This window comes from Granulicatella sp. HMSC30F09 (assembly GCF_001806915.1).
In the GTDB taxonomy this organism is placed as follows: Bacteria; Bacillota; Bacilli; order Lactobacillales; family Aerococcaceae; genus Granulicatella; species Granulicatella adiacens.
Genome location: NZ_KV786404.1, coordinates 63,257 through 83,514 on the forward strand (window position 1 = coordinate 63,257; position 20,258 = coordinate 83,514).

The following is a 20,258-nucleotide window of genomic DNA, read 5'->3' on the forward strand; positions in this document are numbered from 1 at the left end:
AGTGGGTGAGGAACAATTTTATTCCTCCCCATTTTTTTGTAAAGGAAATAAATCATGCGTAATTTGATACAATTTATGAAAGATTTTGTTGTTCCACAGTCAAAAAAAGAGTGGACGATTTCTTTAATTTCGATTACAGTTCGAAATTTAACCGTAATGAAAAAATTTTATACACAAATATTAGGTCTTTCTGTTTTGCAAGAATTTGATAATGAAGTTTTGATTGGTCATGGTAGAGGGAGTATCCCACTTTTTAAACTAGTCCAAGGAAATGGTGACTCTGATTCATTTTTAACAACCTATTCTATAGGGTTTCGTTTGACAAAATCTTCTCAAATTGGTGAATTGATGAACCATTTTATTATGGAAGAACAAACGATTATAGGTTCAGGATTCGATGGTTATACAACCAATTTTTATATTATGGATCCAGAGGAAAATCGATTGAAATTTATGGTTGTTGAAGATAATTCTTCTCAAGAAGTGGATCAATATCTAGAAGGAAATGAAATGAAACGTTCGTTGCACGAATTTATTGATGGAATAGAAGGAGCTTCTGAAGAATTTCCCGCAAGTGCGAGAATTACTCAACTTCATTATAATGTGATGGACGTAGAAGCAACAACTGAATTTTTAATAAACAACTTCTCGTTTAAAACAACATATGATTATGTAACGAAACGAAAAAATTTTAAAGTGAACCGTGATGGATATTCATTAGCTATAAATTCCTGGAATGAAAGGAATAAGAATAGTAAGAGTATTTATGGGCTTTCCATGATTGAATGGCGAGTTCCAAATATGAAGGAACTAGAAAATCTTGTTCTCCATTTAGAAATGAATCAAGTTCCTTTTCATTATTATGATGCCTATTTAAAAGTCCCTACGAAAGATGGGATAGAATATTGTTTCAAAGTAGGTGATCATTCATGAGTTTACTTGAGAAATACTCATATCGTAAATACCGTAAAAATAAACTATTTCGTCACTTTATTTCAGTGATTGCCGTTATTATTTCGGGATTTTTACAAGCATTCACATTAAAAGTATTTATCCAACCTTCAAATTTACTTTCTAGTGGTTTTTTGGGTGTTGCAATTTTAATAAATCAAATATCCGAGTTATTTGGTGTAGAGTTATCCATTTCGATTTTATTAATTCTACTTAATATTCCTGTGGCCATTTTATGTTATAGAGGGATTAGTGCTCGTTTTACGTTTTATTCGATTCTTCAAGTTTTTGTTGGAAGTTTCTTTATTCGTGTTTTAAATTTTGATCCTTTATTTGTCGATGACACCATGTTGAATGTAATTTTTGGTGGAGTATTAAACGGCTTGTATGTTTCGCTCGCACTGAAAGGGAATGCTTCAACAGGGGGAATGGATTTTATTGCATTATATGTTTCAAATAAGAGCGGTAAAACCATCTGGCAACAAGTATTCTTATTTAATACTTTATTACTTGTAATATTTGGGGCGTTATTTGGATGGAAAAATGCAGGTTATTCGATTATATTCCAATACATTTCTACGAAAGTGATTAGCACATTCCATCAGAGATATCATAGGGTTACATTACAGATTACGACTCGTTATGGGGAAGATGTTATGCAATCTTATTTAAAGAATATAAGGCATGGAATATCATGTGTGGACGCTATTGGAGGATTTAGTAGAGAAAAAATGTATCTATTACATACAGTAATTTCATCATATGAAGTTATGGATGCCGTAGCTGTTATTAAAGAAGCGGATCCTCGTGCGATTATCAATCAAATTAGTACAGAAAACTTTTATGGAAGATTCCATAGAGAACCAGAGTAGGGAGGTAATTAAACTGCAAGCTATTTCTAAAAAAGACATTTTAAAATCGTTTATGCTCGTAACTTTAGGTTGTTTTTTATTTTCTTATACCATTAACGCTGTAGTAATAGCTAATCATTTTGGTGAAGGTGGCCTTACGGGAGTAACACTTCTTATGTTCTATACGCTAAATATTGATCCTGCATTATCAAGTCTAGTTTTAAATGTTTTTTTATTAATCGTCGGTTATCGTTACTTAGAGAAGAAAACAATGATTTATACAGTTCTTGCTGTATTTGAACTACCGATGTTTCTAAAATACACTCAGGAATGGCCAGTATTTGTACCTGAGAATCTAGTAGTAGCCTCGGTTGCTGCTGGTGTATTTGTTGGTATTGCTTTGGGACTTGTTATTTTAGGAAAAGGCACAACTGCTGGAACAGATATTATTGCAATGATGATGAATAAATATCTTGGATGGCCAGTTTCATCTTCATTATTGGTAATTGATACTATTGTCGTTACACCTTTAGCTTTTGTAATAGGATTTGAGAAAGCTGTTTTAACGTTAATGATGCTATTTATTGCAAGTAAGGTTATTAATTTTATTCTCGAAGGATTTAACCCACGAAAAGCAATAATGATTATTTCAAATCAATACGAACTAATTGGTCAAAAGATTCAAGAGCAATTAGACAGAGGAATCACGGTTCTTGATGGGCATGGATTTTACTCAAAAGATAAAAGACAAGTTCTTTATGTTGTAGTGAATCGTCAACAATTAATGCCAATTCAACGCATCATTCATGAAATAGATCCGAACGCATTTGTTATTATTACAGATGTAAATCAAGTCATTGGAGAAGGATTTACTTTCTACTTCGATGACAGTGGAAATAAATTTTTGCATTAAAAGGATGGGGAGTATGAAGATTAAGAAAGCTTTGGGAATTTTTATAGGTTTACTTTTTATAAATGGACAAGCGGTTTTAGCAAACGAAAATCAAACGGAATCAACAGTGAATAAAAATGTTACTGAAGAAACTACTACTGTAGCAAAGCCTGAAAAAGATGAAGTCACTACAAAAGAAGCGGTATTGAAAAAGAAAGAAGAGGCTCCTAATAAAGAAAAAGAAGTGAAACGCACCGGATGGATGAAGGATTTAAACGGGATTTGGTACTATTATAATCAAAATGGTGTTCTAGAGACTTCTAAATGGATTGGGGACTATTATTTAGAACATAATGGTCAAATGGCGACAAATAAGTGGGTAGATGATTATCGCTATTTTGTTGATTCTTCAGGAAAATGGATACCAGGAAAAATCAAAAAAAACGGTTGGAAAAAGGAAGATGGTTATTGGTACTATTATGACGTACAAGAAAATCTTACTCGAAACAAATGGGTCGATTCTTATTATTATTTAGGATCTGATGGTAAAATGAGTGTTGATAATTGGGTTGATAATTATCAATATTACGTCGATAAAGATGGTGTCTGGGTCCCAGGAAAGAAAAAAGAAAATTGGGTTAAATTAGATTCTATTTGGTATTTTTATGAAAATGGATTACCAGTAAGAAATGTATGGAAAGGAAATTACTTTCTACAAGAAGATGGCACAATGGCAACGAACAAATGGGTAGATGATTATCGTTATTTTGTTGGTGATAATGGTGCTTGGATTAGAGATAAGAAGATGAAATCTGGATGGGTAAAAGAGAATGGTTATTGGTACTTTTACGAAGGAAAAGAATCTCTAGTTAAAAATGCTTGGAGAGGTAATTATTACTTGGGTGAAACGGGAGAGATGCTCGTTAATCAATGGGTCGATCAAAATCGATACTATGTCAATGAGGATGGAAAATGGATTCCAGAAGCCCAAAAAGGGAAAGATGGATGGAAACAAAACTCTTCCGGTGATTGGTATCATTTTTCAAATGGTATTCCTTCCCGAAACAAATGGGTCGGAAGTTATTATCTTTTAGATGATGGAAAGATGGCAACCAATAAATGGGTAGATAATTTTAAATATTATGTAGGTTCTGATGGTGCTTGGGTTTCCAACATTAGCGAAGCTAAGAATCGTAAAGAAATCTTACTGGATTTAGCTCGAGGCTTTATTGGAGTAGAACAGTATAATCCTCTTCACCAATATTTGGTTAATCAATATAATTCTGGACCAAGTAGTTATAGTGGATATAAAGTACAAAGCTGGGATGATTGGTGCGATGTTTTTGTTTCATCTATGTACCAAATTGCGGGAATGATTGACCTTATTGATAAAGAAGCGTATGTTCCTTATCACATAAATATTTTCAAAAATAAGAGAATTTGGATTGGCAAATCAACACCAAGAGCTGGAGATATTGTAACTTTTGACTGGAATGGTGATGGTCTTGCAGATCATATTGCAATTGTTGAAAAAGTAGAAGATGGGAAAATCGTAACTATTGAAGGAAATACCACGGAACATTTGAATGTTGATGAGTCAAAAGTAGTGCGCCACACTCATCGCTTATCCGCATACTATATCATTGGGTACGCTCGTCCTAACTATTAATTTATGTTATAAAAAACCAGTCATTTTTGACTGGTTTTTTATCTTTTTTTATTGCTCAAAAAGCACTCAATTCAGCGTATATTAACGGTTGATTTTAGTGAAAAATTCCCAGTGTTGTGTTATTATAAATTAAATCAATAAAATGATTAAATTTATATAAAGGAGGTAGCTTTATGGTAGGGATTATCATTGCAAGTCATGGTGAATTCGCTGACGGGATAAAACAATCTGGTTCTATGATTTTTGGAAACCAAGAAAAAGTTGAATCAGTTACATTTATGCCAAGTGAAGGCCCTGAAGACTTACAACGTAAACTGCGTGAGGCTGTTGATAAACTAGAGACAGAAGAAATTCTATTTTTAGTAGATTTATGGGGAGGAAGCCCATTTAACCAAGCAAATATTTTGTTCGAAGAAGATCCTGAACATCGTGCAATTGTTGCTGGTTTAAGCTTACCAATGCTTATTGAATCGTACGCTAGTCGTTTTTCAATGAATACTTCTCATGAAATCGCAAAGGCAATTGCACCAACTGCGATTGAAGGAGTTAAGATTCGTCCAGAAGCTCTTCAACCAGAAGAGAAGAAAGAGGAAAAATCTGCACCTTCAGCACCTGTTACTAACGGAGCCATTCCAGAAGGAACAGTTATTGGAGACGGGAAAATTAAATTTGTTTTAGCTCGTATCGATACTCGTTTGTTACATGGACAAGTAGCTACAAGCTGGACGAAAGCAACAAATCCAAACCGCATTATCGTAGTTTCTGATAAAGTTGCAAAAGATGACTTACGTAAGAAATTAATTGAACAAGCAGCACCTACTGGAGTTCGTGCTCATGTGATTCCACTCAATAAACTAGTTGAAGTTTATAACGATCCACGTTTTGGGGATACAAAGGCATTATTATTATTCGAAACACCGCAAGAGGCTTTAGAAGTTATTGAAAAAGGTGTTCATATTGATGAATTAAATATTGGATCAATGGCACACTCTGTAGGTAAAGTTCAAGTAAGTAATGCATTATCATTAGACCAAGATGATGTGGAAACTTATAAAAAATTACGTGACTTAGGTGTTAAAATGGATGTTCGAAAAGTTGTTTCGGATTCTCCTGCCGACATCTTTAAATTGATTGAAGCAAAGTCTAACGAAGGCTTGAAACTATAATAGAGAGATAGGAGATTATTATGGATTTTAATGTATTTCAAATTATTTTAGTCCTAATTGTCGCATTCTTAGCTGGTTTGGAAGGGATTTTAGATGAGTTTCAATTCCACCAACCAATTATTGCTTGTACATTAGTTGGGCTTGCGACAGGACATTTAACTGAGGGAATTATCCTTGGTGGTTCTTTACAAATTATTGCACTTGCTTGGGCAAACGTAGGTGCTGCGGTGGCACCAGATGCTGCTTTAGCATCTGTAGCTTCAGCTATTATTTTTATTAAAGGGAATGATTTTTCAGAAGGTGGACGTAACCTTGCTATTGCTACTGCTGTTACTTTAGGAACAGTTGGTTTAGTTTTAACAATGGTGGTACGTACATTATCAGTTGCATTAGTCCATAGAGCGGATGCAGCGGCTGAAAAAGGAGACTTCAAAGGAGTTTCATTCTGGCATTATGTTGCATTATGTTGCCAAGGATTACGTATTATGATTCCAGCTGGATTACTTTTATTCTTACCTTCAGATGTTGTTCAAGGTTACTTAAAATCAATTCCTGATTGGTTTGCTAATGGTATGACAATTGGTGGTAACATGGTAGTTGCTGTGGGGCTAGCAATGGTTATTAACTTAATGGCTTCTAAAGAAACTTGGCCATTCTTCTTCATCGGTTTCGCAATCGCTCCTTTAAACGAGTTAACATTGATTGCAACTGGTGTTATCGCTTTAAGTTTAGCGTTAATTTACTTAAACTTATCTAATAACAGCGGAAATGGTTCAACTGGTGGACGCTCAGGTTCTGGAGACCCACTAGGTGACATTTTAAATGACTACTAAGGAGTGTGAATGAGATGACAGAGAAAAAAGTATCTTTAACGAAACAAGACCGCTTAAAAGTTATGTTACGTTCACAATTCTTACAAGGTTCTTGGAACTATGAACGTATGCAAAATGGAGGATGGGCATTCTCCCTAATTCCTGCATTGAAAAAATTATACCCAAACCCAGAAGATTCAAAAGCAGCGTTAAAACGTCACTTAGAATTCTTTAATACTCACCCATATATTGCTTCACCAATTCTTGGGGTAACTTTAGCTTTAGAAGAAGACCGTGCAAACGGTGCGCCAATTGATGACGCAACAATCCAAGGGGTTAAAGTTGGTATGATGGGACCACTAGCTGGTATCGGTGACCCCGTATTCTGGTTTACTGCTCGTCCTATCTTAGGTGCGATTGCCGCTGGGTTAGCAGCAACGGGTTCAATCATTGGACCATTATTCTTCTTTATTGTTTGGAACTTAATTCGTATTGGTTTTATGTGGTATACACAAGAGTTAGGATATCGCCAAGGTTCTGAGATTACTAAAGACTTATCTGGTGGTATTTTACAATCTATTACAAAAGTTTCATCAATTGTAGGGATGTTTGTAATGGGGATTTTAGTACAGCGTTGGACAAGTATGAAATTCCCACTTGTCTTAACAAAAGTACAATTGACGGCCGATCAATATATTCAAACTCCTGGAAAAGATGATGTTGTAACTGGTGGACAACTTCAAGAGATTGTTGCTAAATTATTAGATGGTAAAAAGTTATCGCCTGAAGTAGTAACTACTCTTCAAGACAACTTGAATAAATTGATCCCAGGATTGGCTGCTTTACTATTAACATTCTTTGTAATGTGGTTATTGAAGAAAAATGTAAAACCAATTTACATTATCTTCGGGCTATTTGTCCTAGGTATTTTAGCTGGTTTAACAGGAGTAATGGCTCCTTAATCCTACTTGATTGGAGATAGACTATGGCTGTTTCATTAAATACAAAAGCGATTTATAAAACAAAAGCAAACCTTTTTAATGGAGGACTAGGATTTAAAAATGGTGATATCCTTATTGGAGATCGCGCATTTGAATTCTATAATCATCAGAACCCGGAAAGCTATCTTCAAATTCCATGGGAAGAAATTAAATTGGTTAGGGCTCATGTCATGTTTAAAGGACGTTTTATTAGAGCATACTATATTGATACGAAACAAGCTGGAACATTTCAGTTTATTTCTTCAGATGCTGGGCGAACTCTTAAAATGATGAGAGATTTTATTGGAAATGATAAAATCGTTAAAACTGAACCTTTATTTAGTTTGAAAAAACTATTTAAAAAGTAATAAAAAGGCGAATGCTTTAGCATTCGCCTTTTTAAGTTTCATTTGTAAGTAGAAAAGGATAATGATCCATGGAAAGATTCAAATTCACCGTTGGATATGTTACAAATTCTCCATCTTTTTGAGCTTTTATAGGTTCATTAATTTTTATATTGGCTTTTGTACATGAGTATTCTTTTAAATTTTTGGGAAACAGTTTGAAATGAGTTCCATTTGTTAAAATAAACGGAAAAGCTTTTAGAACTGTAAAAAGAGAAACTTTTCTTGCAATTGCAATTTGAAAATGATGACTTCCTTGTGTTGCAGAAGGTACAAAGCGAATCCCACCTCCAAAGTAGGCGTGATTAAAAGCTCCAAGTAGAAGATTTTTTGTAGAAGTAAAACTTTCTTTGTCATCAAGAGTGATTAGGGCATCAAACTCTTTGCGTTCTTTAAAAGCCTTAATAATAGGAGTTAAGTAAGAAGCTTTTTTAATCCCTTTAGCTTGCAGGAGTGCTTGCCTTTGTTTTTGGTTTATTTCACAAATAGCAGCATCAATCCCAAATCCCATCGAATTTAAAATGATACCAGTTGTTTGTGAGTTTTCTTCTGAATAAGTAAGAAATTCTAAGTCAATAATATGATTCTTTGAAAGCTTTTCGATAAACTTTCTCGCGTGATGAGTTAAATTCATTTCCCGTGAAAAATCATTCCCAGTTCCAGCCGGTAAATAGCTAAGAGGTACAAAGATGTTCTGTTGTTTTAAATATTGAAGAGCTTCATTGAGAGTGCCATCACCACCAACAATAACGATTACGGTATGTTGATTTCGTTGCTGTAGATGTTTGTCCATCAATTCGGGAAGTTCTCCAGCTCTTTGAGTCTGAAATAATTTGAAGGGAATTCCTTTTTCTGTACAAACTTCGACAATATGATTAATTTGTTGCTGGCCTGAAAAACTGCCAGACATTGGATTTCCAAAAATAAATAAATTCATGAAATACTTCCTTTCGATTCTTCACAATTATAGCATAAATGAAAGTTAAAAAAGAGTGATTTTTGTAAGAAATAACGTATAATGAAGATGAGGTGAAAGTATGGCTAATGATTTTTTTGAGCGAGTGTTAAATCCTACTTGGAAAAATTTAAGTAGAGAATCAAAAGAAGTAGTAATTCGAAATATTCTACGCTTTTTCGTGAATCCAATACTAACAATTGAAGATTTAAAGTTTGTACAATATGATTACGCTGGTATCACAAATGATACGTTTGAAGTAACGATTGATGGCAGAGTTTTTGTTTTTGTACCTGGTCAGAAAGAGGTTGTTCTTGGGTGGGATAGCGGTTTGTCAGGACTTTCAGGTCTTGACTGCAGTGAAGAGAGACAAGAACTAAGATATGCGTTTAAACGGTATTTGAACCAACACGTAACTGGGTTTATGTTTTTAAATCAAAATGTTCAAGAGAAAGATCTTTCTTCTGAAAAGCTAACTACTCAGATTGTTGAAGATGGCATTAATTTGATGACATCTGAATTAAGAAAAGTTGATATTTCAGCAATGTTAGTTGAAAAGAAGCCTAATTTCGTTGGCTTAAAATTTATTGGTCATTATTCTGTGGTCACTGGTCAGATAGATGGGGAAGATATGGTATCAAGTGAAACATTATCCATTTTAGAAGAGGCCATTACTCCAGATAATTCTTTAGAAGCTCTTTTTCAAGAATTTCCAAGAGCAGTAAGAGTCGATCAGTACTTCATGCAACAAGATATTCAAAATCCAGATCTTTTTGCGTGTTATGTAGCAGATCCAGTTAGTTATGATGAAGGACGCAAAGAGATAGAAAGATCCGGAATGGGACTGTTAAATGAAGATGAATGGGAATATTGTTGCGGTAGTGGAACGAGACGTTTATTTAAATGGGGAAATCAACTACATAGAACTCTGTTGCAGGATGAGTTTAAGTCTCCTTTATGGCAAGAGAATATGTTTGGTTTAGAAATTGCAAACGCTGAATTCGGACCAGAAATTATTGAAGGTCGTCCATATACCAAAGGAGCTTGGCTGGAAGAAAATTTTAAAGCACCTGTGTTAAATTTATTACCTCTTTCTTCTTACTATTCAGTAAATCTACCACTTTTTGTTGATCCAAACGGAAAATTAGCAGCAGGATATTATTGTATAAGAAGAGCTATTCGAATTGAAATGTAATAGTAAAAGCAGCTACTCAAGTGGCTGTTTTTAAATTTTTATTAAGGTCAAAAAAAGTCAAATAATACTATTGACCTTTCCTGACTAAAGGTGTATACTTAATTCATGGTCAAGAGACCATAAAAGGAGGAATGAAGATGAATATTGAAAAAATGACAACAACAATGCAACAAGCATTAGGCCAAGCGCAACAAATTGCGATGGTCCGTAAACATCAAGAAATAGATATTCCTCATTTATGGAAAGTATTTATGGAACCAAATCACTTTGCTAGAAATTTATATAGTGATTTACAAGTGAATGACAAAGAATTTGAGGAATTAATTGATAAAGAATTAGACCGTATTTCTGTAGTGGAAGGGCAAAATGTCCAATACGGTCAAAGTATGAGTCAAAACTTATATCGACTCTTTACAGAAGCTGAAAAGATTAGAGAAAGCTTTAAAGACGATTACTTATCTACAGAGGTAGTTGTACTTGCATTAATGGAACTACAAAATCATCCATTAACACGCTATTTAGTACAACAGCATATAACCAAAGAAAATTTGAGAGCTCGAATTGAAGAGCTAAGAGGGGGAGAACGTGTGACTAGTCAAAATCAAGAAGAACAATATGAAGCATTATCAAAATATGCACGTAATTTAAATGAAGCTGTTCAATCTGGTAAACAAGATCCAGTCATTGGACGTGACGAAGAAATTCGAGATGTGATTCGTATTTTATCTCGTAAAACAAAAAATAACCCTGTCTTAATCGGGGAACCTGGTGTTGGTAAAACAGCAATCGTTGAAGGATTAGCGCAACGTATCGTTAAAAAAGACGTACCAGAAAACTTAAAAGATAAATTAATCTACTCATTAGATATGGGTGCTTTAATCGCAGGTGCAAAATACCGTGGTGAATTCGAAGAACGTTTGAAAGCCGTTCTTAAAGAAGTAACAAAATCAGAAGGACGCATCATCTTATTTATCGATGAAATCCACACAATCGTTGGTGCTGGTAAGACAGAAGGCTCAATGGATGCTGGTAACTTACTAAAACCAATGTTGGCTCGTGGTGAATTACATTGTATTGGTGCTACAACTCTTGACGAATACCGTGAAAATATGGAAAAAGACAAAGCGTTAGAACGTCGTTTCCAAAAAGTACTTGTTCAAGAACCAACTGTTGAAGACACCATTTCAATTCTTCGTGGGTTGAAAGAACGTTTCGAAATCCACCACAGTGTAAATATTCACGACAGTGCGTTAGTGGCTGCTGCGACTTTATCAAACCGTTATATTACTGACAGATTCTTGCCAGATAAAGCGATTGACTTAGTCGACGAAGCCTGTGCTACAATCCGCGTTGAAATGAACTCAATGCCAACAGAACTTGACGCAGTCACTCGTCGTTTGATGCAACTTGAAATCGAAGAACAAGCATTGAAAATGGAAAAAGATGACGCTTCTCAAAAACGTCTTGCTATTTTACAAGAGGAATTAGCAGAACAACGTGAAAAAGCCAATAACCTCAAAATGAAATGGGAAATCGAAAAAGAAGAAGTCAATAAAATCCGTAATAAACGTGAAGAAATCGATCATGCTAAACGTGAATTAGAACAAGCAGAAGCTGATTATAACCTTGAAAAAGCTGCTGAACTTCGTCACGGACGTATTCCAGCTCTTGAACAAGAATTGAAGGAATTAGAAGAACAAAATAAAGCGAATGCTGAAAGCACGCAACGTCTCGTTCAAGAATCAGTAACTTCAGAAGAAATTGCTCGAGTAGTGGGACGCTTGACAGGTATTCCTGTAACAAAACTTATGGAAGGCGAACGTGAAAAACTTCTTCACTTAGAAGATATTCTTCATGAACGTGTCATCGGTCAAGATGAAGCTGTACAAAAAGTAGCTTCAGCAGTACTTCGTTCTCGTGCAGGCTTACAAAATCCTAGCCGTCCAATCGGAAGTTTCTTATTCCTCGGACCTACAGGGGTTGGTAAGACAGAACTTGCTAAAGCTCTTGCAGAAGATTTGTTCGACTCAGAAGACCATATGGTTCGTATCGACATGAGTGAATATATGGAAAAACATTCAGTGTCTCGTTTAGTGGGAGCTCCTCCAGGATATGTTGGATATGAAGAAGGAGGCCAATTAACAGAAGCTGTTCGTCGTAATCCATATACAATCGTTCTTTTAGATGAAATTGAAAAAGCTCATCCAGATGTATTTAATATCTTATTACAAGTATTAGACGATGGACGCTTAACCGATTCTAAAGGACGTGTAGTAGACTTCAAGAATACAGTGATGATTATGACAAGTAATATTGGTTCACAATTCTTGCTTGAAAATCAAGGTGAAACAATCGATGAAGAAACTCGTACAGCAGTAGAGGGTGTTCTAAAAGCAACCTTCAAACCAGAGTTCTTGAACCGTATCGACGAAACAATCTTCTTCACACCACTTTCTAAAGACAATATTCGTGGTATCATTACGAAGATGTTGAAACAATTAGCCAAACGTGTAGAAGATCAAGAAATCGTCCTAAGCTTCACAGATGAATTGAAAGATTGGATTGCAGATAATGCTTATAATCCAGTGTACGGTGCTCGTCCAATTTCTCGTTATATTCAACGTGAAATTGAAACGCCACTTGCTAAAGAAATCATCCGTGCAAGCATCCTTCCAGGCGACCAAGTGAAATGTGATTTAGGAATTGATCATGTGACATTTGAAGTGATTGGAAAGAATGAATAATAAGTAAAAATAAAACGCAATGGAAATTTGTCCATTGCGTTTTTTTGTGCTTTATTGGTCTTCTTGAATACGACGTTTTCTAATACCCCAGAATTGGAAGTAGTCAGTACGGATAGCACCGTTATAGAGTTTGCGTTTCTTTGTCGCTTTTTGACCATAGTGATCTTCAAATGTTAAGTCACTCGTTAAAATATATTTACTCCAAGTTGTCAGTGGTGCATAGGTTTCACCCATTTGTTTATAGATGGCTTGAGCTTGTTCTTCAGAAAGAAGACGGTCTCCGTATGGTGGGTTTGCCACGATAATTCCATTTTCTTTCTTTGTGCGAAAGTCCTTCAACTGCATTTGTTTGAATTCGATTTGGTCCGCGACTCCTGCTTTAATCGCATTTTGTTTAGCAATTTCAATCATAGAGCCATCAATATCGGCACCAAGAATATCGAGTTGGATATCAGTGCGGATTTCTTTTCTTGCTTCTTCTCTGACTTTGTCAAATACGCCTGGAGTAAAGAATGTCCATTTTTCAGCAGCAAACGAACGATTCAATCCAGGAGCGATATTCTTACCAATCAGAGCCGCCTCAATTGGGATTGTCCCAGAACCACAAGTCGGATCGTAGAATGGTTTATCGGGATACCAACTTGTAAGCATCACAAGAGCCGCAGCCATGTTTTCTTTCAGTGGCGCGCCACCTTTTTCTGTACGGTAGCCACGTTTAAAGAGACTTGTTCCACTTGTATCAATTGTTAAAGTGACAACATCTTTTAAAATCGCCACTTCAATAGGGTAGAGGGCACCAGACTCAGGCAAGTGAGTACGACGATGATAAGCTTCGCTTAAACGATTGACAATCGCTTTTTTAACGATGGATTGGCAGTTAGGAACACTGTGAAGAGTCGATTTTACAGATTTACCAGAAACTGGGAATTCAGCATCGACGGGAAGAATTTTCTCCCATGGAATCGCTTTTGTTTGTTCAAAGAGCGAGTCGAAAGTTTTTGCAGTGAACTGTCCCATAATGATTTTGATACGGTCTGCAGTTCGAAGCCAAATATTTGTACGAGCGATATCGTAGTCGTCACCTTCAAAGAAGGCTTTTCCGTTTTCTACTTGAACCTCATAACCCATGTTGCGTAATTCTTTACCAACGAGAGCTTCAATTCCTGCAGCTGCAGTTGCTACTAATTTATATTTTGTCATAGATTTCTCCTTTATTCGTAAAAAGAGGAGTGGACACAAGGCCTCACTCCTTACCATTTGCTAAAAATCCTGAAGTAAACTTCTATAAGCCATGTTCTGTTCCATTTAATAGCAGGATCCATTAAATTTCAGTAATCATCTGTCTACACAAATGTGTCTCTTTTTTCGTTCATTTCCTAGTAAGAGTGCCCCTACCATAAGTTTGGGTTGCTCGCTCGAGGGGTTTACCGCGTTCCACCAATTTCGTTTCCAAAATTGCTTCGTCACTGTGGCACTTTCAAGAATACTAGAGCATAGCATTGCCGTAGCTCGTTTTTCTGCCGTCAACATGAAGTTGCCTTAGCTTATTGTTTCGCTAAGCACGAACACTACAAGCATCTCAGCTTGTGCGAGCATGGACTTTCCTCAGCATTGAATGCCGCGATTACTCAAAGTTTACTTAGTAATTAGTTAAATGTATCAATATTGATACATTTATGATTAATAATCGTTGTCACGTAATGGTGTAATTACACGTGTTTTATAAAAATCGTCATCATCTTCTGTTGAATCCAATGAAGAATGAGCACCATTTCCTTCTTCTAACTTCGAATCAAAAACATGTTTTTCTAGATTTGAAAGTCTTTTTAAAATATCAAAGTTAGTCACTCCTGAAGAAGAAACATTAGAAGTACGATTTACTTTTGATACAGTTGCTTGACGAGATAATTCGTCTACTTTCGTTAATAAACGTTCGTTTTCTGCTTGTAAAAAGCTGATTTCCTTTTGGAATGTGTCATAATCACGAATAATTAAGTCTAAAAATGCATCGACTTCTTCAATATCAAAACCTCTGAATGAGCGTTTAAATTGTTTTTGTAAAATATCTTTTGTACTTAATGAAATACGCGCCATAATTGCTTTCCCCTTTTTTAATCAATCATAATAATCATTAATTTAATTTATCTTCTTTATGATACTAAAATCACTAGGAAAATACAAATACGACAGAGTTATTTTTAGTTATTTTTAATGAAATTTGATATAATTTTTTAAAATAAACTTGTAAAGTAGAGGATTATCATGAATTGGTTAGAAGTATCGGTAAATACACATTCAGAAAGTGTAGAAGTAGTAAGCTCTATTCTGATTGAATTAGGTTCCAAAGGAGTTTCTATTGAAGATCCACAGGACTATTATCAATTAACGGATGAACAACTTGAATGGTTAAAAGTTCAGCAAAAAGATCTTTACGAAACAGATACAGTGATCGTTAAAGGATATTTTCAACCTTCACAGTGGTCAAAGGATTCAGATGTCCTTCTTCATGAAAAACTAGAGGAAATTAAAGTTTATGGCTTGCAAACAGGACCGCTATCCGTTCAAGTGAAAGAAGTAGGAGAAGAAGACTGGGCTAATGCATGGAAACAATATTATTTTCCTGTGCGTGTCACGAGATTTTTAACAGTGGTTCCTAGTTGGGTTGATTATGAAAAGGAACAAGATGATGAGTTATTAATCGAATTGGACCCTGGTTTAGCATTTGGAACAGGAACACATCCAACGACTCAATTGTCCCTAACTGCTTTAGAGCAAACGATTCGAGGAAATGAGAGTGTTTTGGATGTGGGTACAGGATCTGGTGTTTTAAGTATTGCTTCTAAACTATTAGGTGCAAGTAAGGTGACTGCATTTGATATTGATGAAATGGCTACTCGAGTTGCAAAAGAAAACATTGCATTGAATCCTACCATTGGTGAAATCGAAGTTTATGAAAATAATTTACTTGTTGGGGTAGATCAGAAGAGTGACTTAATCGTTGCGAATATTTTGGCTGAAATTTTACTTCAAATGCCAGAAGATGCTTATCGAAATCTGAATGATGATGGAAGGTTAATTTTATCTGGAATCATAGAGTCAAAAGCAAATGAAGTGAAGGAAGCTTATGAAAAAGCTGGATTTACTCTTGTTGAAAGAATGATAATGAGAGAGTGGAATTGTTTTATTATGAAAAAGGATGTTGAGTAAATGCAACGTTATTTTGTAAAAGGAATCGTTAGCGAAACTACTCATTCACTTGAGTTTTCAAAGGAACAGATTCATCAGTTGAAAAAAGTAATGAGAATGAAAGTAGAAGAGCAGTTTGAAATTGTGGATGAGAATAGTACCTTAGCCATAGTTGAACTAGTTTGTTTAGAACCTTTTGAAGTAAGAGTTATTAAGACCTTAAATCAAAAGGTGGAACTTCCCGTATTTACCGCAATTGCAGTCGGTTTATCAAAAGGAGACAAATTAGATTGGATTGTTCAAAAAGCAACTGAATTAGGAGTTCATGAAATTATTCCTATTGAGATGTCTAGAAATGTTGTGAAATGGAACAAGGATAAAGCTAGCAAAAAAACTGAAAGACTACAAAAGATAGCAGAAGAAGCAAGCGAACAGTCTCATCGATTAAAAGTACCCTTTGTTAGTGAAGTAATGACGATCGACAGTTTGATTGAATACACAAAACCGTATCATCAAAAATTAATTGCATACGAAGAAGCTGTAAAAGAAGGCGAAACGGTTCAACTTGTAAAGAGTTTACAAGCTTTAAAAGAAGGAGAAAAGATTGTTTTCGTTTTTGGTCCGGAAGGCGGCATTGACGAAAAAGAAGTAGCCAAATTACAAATGAATGAGTTTCATACTTGTTCATTAGGGCCAAGAATTTTACGAGCAGAAACTGCTCCTTTATATGCTTTAAGTGCATTATCATACCAATGTGAATTACTCCAATAAACTTCAGTTGACGATATTCGTTTAGAGCGGTACTATAAATTACTACATGCAATCAAGAAATGCTTAAGGAGATTCAAATGTCTAAAAATAAGACTTATACCTCAGATGATGTCCTTGCAATGTGTAAGGAGTACATGAATGAGAAGCACATTCAATTTATAGAAAAAGCGATTTATTTCGCAACCTTCGCTCATAAGGAACAAGTGCGTAAATCAGGTGAAGCGTATATTGTTCATCCTATCCAAGTTGCTGGGATTCTTGCGGAATTAAAGCTGGATCCTGATACTATTGCAACAGGGTTTCTTCATGATGTTGTTGAAGATACGGGATTTAGTATCGATGATATTGAGTATGAGTTTGGAAAAGATGTAGCATTTCTTGTAGAAGGTGTCACGAAATTAGGAAAAATCAAATATAAATCTCACGCAGAACAACAAGCGGAGAATCACCGTAAAATGCTTCTTGCGATGGCTAATGATTTGCGTGTGATTATGGTAAAACTAGCTGATAGACTACATAATCTTCGTACATTAAAATTTCATAAGCCTGAAAAACAAAGAATGATTGCGGAAGAAACGCTTGAAATTTATGCACCGTTAGCGCACCGTCTAGGGATGAATAAAATTAAGTGGGAATTAGAAGACACGTCTCTTCGTTATTTAAACCCACAACAATATTATCGTATTGTTCATCTCATGAATTCAAAACGTGATGAACGTGAAGAGTACATTGAAACGACGATTGAAAATATTAAAGAAGCGACTAAAGATTTGGAAATTGAAGCGGTCATTTATGGACGTCCAAAACATATTTATTCCATTTACCGTAAAATGAAAGATCAAAAGAAACAGTTTAGCGAGATTTACGATTTACTTGCGATCCGTGTTTTAGTGGATAGTATTAAGGATTGCTACGCAGTACTTGGAGCAATTCATACAAAATGGAAACCAATGCCAGGTCGTTTTAAAGACTATATTGCGATTCCAAAAGCGAATATGTATCAATCCATCCATACAACCGTGATTGGTCCTGGTGGACGACCTGTGGAAATTCAAATCCGTACCTTCGAAATGCACCAAGTAGCTGAGTACGGGGTTGCTGCTCATTGGGCTTATAAAGAAGGTAATAAAGAAAAAGTTACGAACGATCCATTGCAAAAACAATTAGATTGGTTTAAGGACTTAATCGAACTGCAAAATGAAACTAAAGATGCCAAAGACTTTATGAATAGTGTAAAAGGTGACATCTTTGGAGATAAGGTTTATGTCTTTACGCCAAAGGGAGACGTATCTGAACTTCCTTTAGGTTCTGGACCACTTGATTTTGCTTATAATATTCATACTGAGGTTGGTAACAAGACAGTAGGGGCCAAAGTCAATAATAAGATTGTTCCATTGAACTATCAGTTGAAGACTGGGGATATTGTAGAGGTATTGACGTCTGCTAATTCATTTGGACCATCTCGTGACTGGATTAATCTTGTTTATACGACTCGTGCGAAAAATAAAATCAAACGTTTCTTCAAATTACAAGATCGCGATGAGAATATTATTAAAGGACGAGAGTTACTCGAAAAACAAATTACAGAACTTGGATTTAATTTCAAAGACTTTATGACAAAACAAGGCATGAAAGACATTGCTTCTCGCTTCAACTTTGGAACGGAAGAAGATTTGTTAGCAGCAATTGGCTTTGGAGAAGTCTCTTATCAAACAGTTGCCAATAAGATGACCGATAAAGCTCGTAAAGAAATTGAGGACCAAAAAGTTGTCGAAACTGCTTTTGAGAAAACAACGACTCAAGGACAGAAGAAAGAAAGTCAAAAGATGAAAATTCGTCACGAAGGTGGCGTGATTATTGAAGGAGTAGACAATCTTTTAATTCGTTTAAGTCGTTGTTGCAATCCAGTTCCTGGGGACGATATTGTTGGGTATATTACGAAAGGTCGCGGAATTTCAGTTCATAGAAAAGACTGTCCGAACGTTCAACTACCTGAGAGCGAACAAAATCGCTTGATCGAAGTAGATTGGGAGGATGCTGCTAACACAGGACAACAATATGATACGGAACTAGTTGTTGAAGGATACAACCGTAATGGATTATTGAATGAAGTCTTGAATATTATCAACAGTACGACGAAATCACTAAACTCAGTTAACGGGAAAGTTGATGCGAATAAGATGGCGACAATCTCTGTCAATATCGGAATTATGAATACGCAACAATTAGACTTTATTGTGGATAAGATTAAACAAATTCCAGATGTATACAGTGTACGTCGTGTGATTTCATAGGAGGAGTTCATGAGAATAGTATTACAGCGAGTGAAGTCAGCAAGTGTATCGATTGAAGGCTCCGTTGTTGGTGAAATCAATCAAGGCTTCCTCTTATTAGTTGGTGTGGGACCTGATGATAATAGAGATGATGCCTCCTATTTAGCTAAAAAGATTGCAGGCATGCGTATCTTCAGTGACGAGAATGGAAAGATGAATCTGTCGATTGACCAAGTCGGCGGAAAGATTTTATCTGTTTCGCAATTTACACTGTTTGCCGATACGAAAAAAGGGAATAGACCTTCTTTTACAGGGGCTGCCAGTCCTGAAGTAGCGAACCAACTTTATGAAGAATTCAATGAAATCCTACGCACAAAGTATGGGTTAACTGTTGCAACAGGAGAGTTCGGAGCAGATATGCAAGTGAGTCTTGTAAATGATGGGCCAGTAACGATATTACTCGATACAAAAAACCAATAAAAAGAAAGCACAGGAGAAATCCTGTGCTTATTTCTTTAAATCAAATGATTATGGACGTTTGTTTTCTAAGTCTGTTCTTACGACTAAAACGTCACAAGAGGCATTCCGAATCACGTATTCAGAAACCGAACCAATGAAAAGACGTTCTACAGCATTTAAGCCGGTAGCTCCCATCATGATAAGGTCTATATTGTAATCCTTTGTCAGTTGTTTAGAAATGACTACTTTAGGAGAACCATATTCAAGTACGGTTTCAACATCTGTAAAGTTATGAGATTTAGCATAATCAACATATTCAGCAAATAAGTTTTCAGCTTGTTTACGAATCTCATCTGAAAAATTACCCTCAAATCCAGTAGGAGTTTGAAGAGAACGAGTATCGATGACATGAGATAATACAAGCTTCGCATGATTTCGTTTGGCAACTTCAATGGCTTTGTCAAAGGCTAGTTTTGCTTCTTTTGAACCATCAATTGGAACGAGAATTTTTTCATATTCATGAAACATAAAATCACATCCTTATTCTTGATACTCTTATTATACACCTAAAGGAAGGGAATGAAAAGGGAACCAAAAAAGGAAGAAAATAGGAATTTAAGTAGGCTCTTTGTCAAATAGTGTTGATGAAGAATTTTAGGAAGGAATTAAGCAACTAATTGTTGCTTAATTCCTTTTTGTTTTGTGCCAAACATTTTTGTTATTAAAATAATCCTGTTCCTAAAATGATAATAGTTTCTAAAGCCATAGGCATTTCTTTTGAGCACTTTTATTTTATTGTTTATTCCTTCAATAGGTCCGTTTGTTCTAGTTGGATGCTCACAAGTATTTTGAATATATGGTAGGTAAGTAATTAGAGTCTTTAATACTCTTTTTAAACCAGGAGATAGGTCTAATTGTGTAGCTGCTTCAATCGTTTCCTTGAATTCTAT

19 protein-coding genes and 1 other RNA gene are annotated in these 20,258 nt (G+C 35.4%); 14 read left to right on the top strand and 6 right to left on the bottom strand.

Annotation, left to right across the window (positions count from 1 at the left end; all coding sequences use genetic code 11):
* Nucleotides 1-75: 75 nt before the first annotated feature.
* The 8 genes from HMPREF3103_RS00310 (at nucleotide 76) to HMPREF3103_RS00345 (ending at nucleotide 7,689) form a co-directional block, all read left to right on the top strand.
* On the top strand, nucleotides 76-933 hold the full coding sequence (locus HMPREF3103_RS00310) for a VOC family protein (protein ID WP_168132776.1): 858 nt from the start codon (nucleotides 76-78) through the stop codon (nucleotides 931-933).
* Nucleotides 930-1,823, top strand: a complete 894-nt coding sequence (locus HMPREF3103_RS00315; RefSeq protein ID WP_070436724.1) for a YitT family protein — start codon at nucleotides 930-932, stop codon at nucleotides 1,821-1,823. Before HMPREF3103_RS00310 ends, HMPREF3103_RS00315 begins: the two co-directional genes overlap by 4 nt.
* A gap of 52 nt (nucleotides 1,824-1,875) precedes the next feature.
* Nucleotides 1,876-2,715: a YitT family protein gene (locus tag HMPREF3103_RS00320; protein ID WP_039848862.1), complete on the top strand. Its 840-nt coding sequence runs from the start codon at nucleotides 1,876-1,878 to the stop codon at nucleotides 2,713-2,715.
* 13 nt (nucleotides 2,716-2,728) lie between these two features.
* The gene (locus tag HMPREF3103_RS00325) at nucleotides 2,729-4,363 is read left to right on the top strand and encodes a CHAP domain-containing protein (RefSeq protein WP_070436726.1); all 1,635 of its coding nucleotides are present in this window, start codon (nucleotides 2,729-2,731) and stop codon (nucleotides 4,361-4,363) included.
* A 173-nt stretch (nucleotides 4,364-4,536) separates the two neighbouring features.
* Nucleotides 4,537-5,529 (top strand): mannose/fructose/sorbose PTS transporter subunit IIA, encoded by a 993-nt coding sequence (locus tag HMPREF3103_RS00330; protein ID WP_005605352.1) that lies wholly within the window; start codon nucleotides 4,537-4,539, stop codon nucleotides 5,527-5,529.
* Between the two features lie 20 nt (nucleotides 5,530-5,549).
* Nucleotides 5,550-6,362, top strand: coding sequence for a PTS mannose/fructose/sorbose transporter subunit IIC (locus HMPREF3103_RS00335; protein ID WP_005605354.1), 813 nt, complete (start codon nucleotides 5,550-5,552; stop codon nucleotides 6,360-6,362).
* 14 nt (nucleotides 6,363-6,376) lie between these two features.
* On the top strand, nucleotides 6,377-7,303 hold the full coding sequence (locus HMPREF3103_RS00340) for a PTS system mannose/fructose/sorbose family transporter subunit IID (protein ID WP_049555559.1): 927 nt from the start codon (nucleotides 6,377-6,379) through the stop codon (nucleotides 7,301-7,303).
* A 23-nt stretch (nucleotides 7,304-7,326) separates the two neighbouring features.
* Nucleotides 7,327-7,689 (top strand): DUF956 family protein, encoded by a 363-nt coding sequence (locus HMPREF3103_RS00345; RefSeq protein ID WP_049555558.1) that lies wholly within the window; start codon nucleotides 7,327-7,329, stop codon nucleotides 7,687-7,689.
* 31 nt (nucleotides 7,690-7,720) lie between these two features.
* Here the strand turns inward: HMPREF3103_RS00345 and HMPREF3103_RS00350 are convergent, their stop codons facing one another.
* Complete coding sequence (locus HMPREF3103_RS00350; protein WP_070436728.1) at nucleotides 7,721-8,662, bottom strand: diacylglycerol/lipid kinase family protein; 942 nt, start codon at nucleotides 8,660-8,662, stop codon at nucleotides 7,721-7,723.
* 100 nt (nucleotides 8,663-8,762) lie between these two features.
* On the opposite strand from HMPREF3103_RS00350, the gene HMPREF3103_RS00355 reads away from it, so the two are divergent.
* Together HMPREF3103_RS00355 and clpB are read left to right on the top strand one after the other, a co-directional pair.
* Nucleotides 8,763-9,875: a hypothetical protein gene (locus HMPREF3103_RS00355; protein ID WP_070436730.1), complete on the top strand. Its 1,113-nt coding sequence runs from the start codon at nucleotides 8,763-8,765 to the stop codon at nucleotides 9,873-9,875.
* A 137-nt stretch (nucleotides 9,876-10,012) separates the two neighbouring features.
* On the top strand, nucleotides 10,013-12,619 hold the full coding sequence (gene clpB / locus HMPREF3103_RS00360) for an ATP-dependent chaperone ClpB (RefSeq protein ID WP_070436732.1): 2,607 nt from the start codon (nucleotides 10,013-10,015) through the stop codon (nucleotides 12,617-12,619).
* A gap of 51 nt (nucleotides 12,620-12,670) precedes the next feature.
* On the opposite strand, the gene HMPREF3103_RS00365 is transcribed toward clpB, so the two are convergent.
* The 3 genes from HMPREF3103_RS00365 to gpsB all read right to left on the bottom strand — a co-directional run bounded on the left by HMPREF3103_RS00365 (nucleotide 12,671) and on the right by gpsB (nucleotide 14,713).
* The gene (locus HMPREF3103_RS00365; protein WP_070436734.1) at nucleotides 12,671-13,819 is read right to left on the bottom strand and encodes a THUMP domain-containing class I SAM-dependent RNA methyltransferase; all 1,149 of its coding nucleotides are present in this window, start codon (nucleotides 13,817-13,819) and stop codon (nucleotides 12,671-12,673) included.
* A gap of 80 nt (nucleotides 13,820-13,899) precedes the next feature.
* Nucleotides 13,900-14,255, bottom strand: an RNA gene (gene rnpB, locus HMPREF3103_RS00370) — RNase P RNA component class B.
* A 44-nt stretch (nucleotides 14,256-14,299) separates the two neighbouring features.
* Nucleotides 14,300-14,713, bottom strand: coding sequence for a cell division regulator GpsB (gpsB, locus tag HMPREF3103_RS00375; protein WP_005605364.1), 414 nt, complete (start codon nucleotides 14,711-14,713; stop codon nucleotides 14,300-14,302).
* Nucleotides 14,714-14,881: 168 nt separating this feature from the next.
* Here gpsB and prmA point away from each other — a divergent pair, with 168 nt between their 5' ends.
* The 4 genes from prmA to dtd all read left to right on the top strand — a co-directional run bounded on the left by prmA (nucleotide 14,882) and on the right by dtd (nucleotide 19,329).
* A complete protein-coding gene (gene prmA / locus HMPREF3103_RS00380) occupies nucleotides 14,882-15,826 on the top strand; it encodes a 50S ribosomal protein L11 methyltransferase (protein WP_070436736.1) in 945 nt (314 codons plus the stop codon).
* Nucleotides 15,827-16,576: a 16S rRNA (uracil(1498)-N(3))-methyltransferase gene (locus tag HMPREF3103_RS00385; RefSeq protein ID WP_070436738.1), complete on the top strand. Its 750-nt coding sequence runs from the start codon at nucleotides 15,827-15,829 to the stop codon at nucleotides 16,574-16,576.
* Nucleotides 16,577-16,653: 77 nt separating this feature from the next.
* A complete protein-coding gene (locus HMPREF3103_RS00390) occupies nucleotides 16,654-18,870 on the top strand; it encodes a RelA/SpoT family protein (protein WP_070436740.1) in 2,217 nt (738 codons plus the stop codon).
* A gap of 9 nt (nucleotides 18,871-18,879) precedes the next feature.
* Nucleotides 18,880-19,329, top strand: coding sequence for a D-aminoacyl-tRNA deacylase (gene dtd / locus HMPREF3103_RS00395; RefSeq protein WP_070436742.1), 450 nt, complete (start codon nucleotides 18,880-18,882; stop codon nucleotides 19,327-19,329).
* A gap of 48 nt (nucleotides 19,330-19,377) precedes the next feature.
* Here dtd and HMPREF3103_RS00400 read toward each other — a convergent pair whose 3' ends face one another.
* Together HMPREF3103_RS00400 and HMPREF3103_RS09565 are read right to left on the bottom strand one after the other, a co-directional pair.
* Complete coding sequence (locus HMPREF3103_RS00400; RefSeq protein ID WP_070436744.1) at nucleotides 19,378-19,836, bottom strand: universal stress protein; 459 nt, start codon at nucleotides 19,834-19,836, stop codon at nucleotides 19,378-19,380.
* A gap of 137 nt (nucleotides 19,837-19,973) precedes the next feature.
* A partial coding sequence (locus tag HMPREF3103_RS09565; RefSeq protein WP_246826934.1) for a transposase occupies nucleotides 19,974-20,258 on the bottom strand: 285 nt, incomplete at its 5' end.

Coding starts and splice junctions, on each gene's coding strand:
- gpsB (WP_005605364.1), bottom strand. CDS start 14,713: ATGGCGCGTATTTCATTAAGTACAAAAGATATTTTACAAAAACAATTT.
- HMPREF3103_RS00330 (WP_005605352.1), top strand. CDS start 4,537: ATGGTAGGGATTATCATTGCAAGTCATGGTGAATTCGCTGACGGGATA.
- HMPREF3103_RS00335 (WP_005605354.1), top strand. CDS start 5,550: ATGGATTTTAATGTATTTCAAATTATTTTAGTCCTAATTGTCGCATTC.
- prmA (WP_070436736.1), top strand. CDS start 14,882: ATGAATTGGTTAGAAGTATCGGTAAATACACATTCAGAAAGTGTAGAA.
- HMPREF3103_RS00365 (WP_070436734.1), bottom strand. CDS start 13,819: ATGACAAAATATAAATTAGTAGCAACTGCAGCTGCAGGAATTGAAGCT.
- HMPREF3103_RS00325 (WP_070436726.1), top strand. CDS start 2,729: ATGAAGATTAAGAAAGCTTTGGGAATTTTTATAGGTTTACTTTTTATA.
- HMPREF3103_RS00385 (WP_070436738.1), top strand. CDS start 15,827: ATGCAACGTTATTTTGTAAAAGGAATCGTTAGCGAAACTACTCATTCA.
- HMPREF3103_RS00355 (WP_070436730.1), top strand. CDS start 8,763: ATGGCTAATGATTTTTTTGAGCGAGTGTTAAATCCTACTTGGAAAAAT.
- HMPREF3103_RS00390 (WP_070436740.1), top strand. CDS start 16,654: ATGTCTAAAAATAAGACTTATACCTCAGATGATGTCCTTGCAATGTGT.
- HMPREF3103_RS00350 (WP_070436728.1), bottom strand. CDS start 8,662: ATGAATTTATTTATTTTTGGAAATCCAATGTCTGGCAGTTTTTCAGGC.
- dtd (WP_070436742.1), top strand. CDS start 18,880: ATGAGAATAGTATTACAGCGAGTGAAGTCAGCAAGTGTATCGATTGAA.
- HMPREF3103_RS00345 (WP_049555558.1), top strand. CDS start 7,327: ATGGCTGTTTCATTAAATACAAAAGCGATTTATAAAACAAAAGCAAAC.
- HMPREF3103_RS00400 (WP_070436744.1), bottom strand. CDS start 19,836: ATGTTTCATGAATATGAAAAAATTCTCGTTCCAATTGATGGTTCAAAA.
- HMPREF3103_RS00320 (WP_039848862.1), top strand. CDS start 1,876: ATGCTCGTAACTTTAGGTTGTTTTTTATTTTCTTATACCATTAACGCT.
- HMPREF3103_RS00315 (WP_070436724.1), top strand. CDS start 930: ATGAGTTTACTTGAGAAATACTCATATCGTAAATACCGTAAAAATAAA.
- HMPREF3103_RS00340 (WP_049555559.1), top strand. CDS start 6,377: ATGACAGAGAAAAAAGTATCTTTAACGAAACAAGACCGCTTAAAAGTT.
- HMPREF3103_RS00310 (WP_168132776.1), top strand. CDS start 76: ATGAAAGATTTTGTTGTTCCACAGTCAAAAAAAGAGTGGACGATTTCT.
- clpB (WP_070436732.1), top strand. CDS start 10,013: ATGAATATTGAAAAAATGACAACAACAATGCAACAAGCATTAGGCCAA.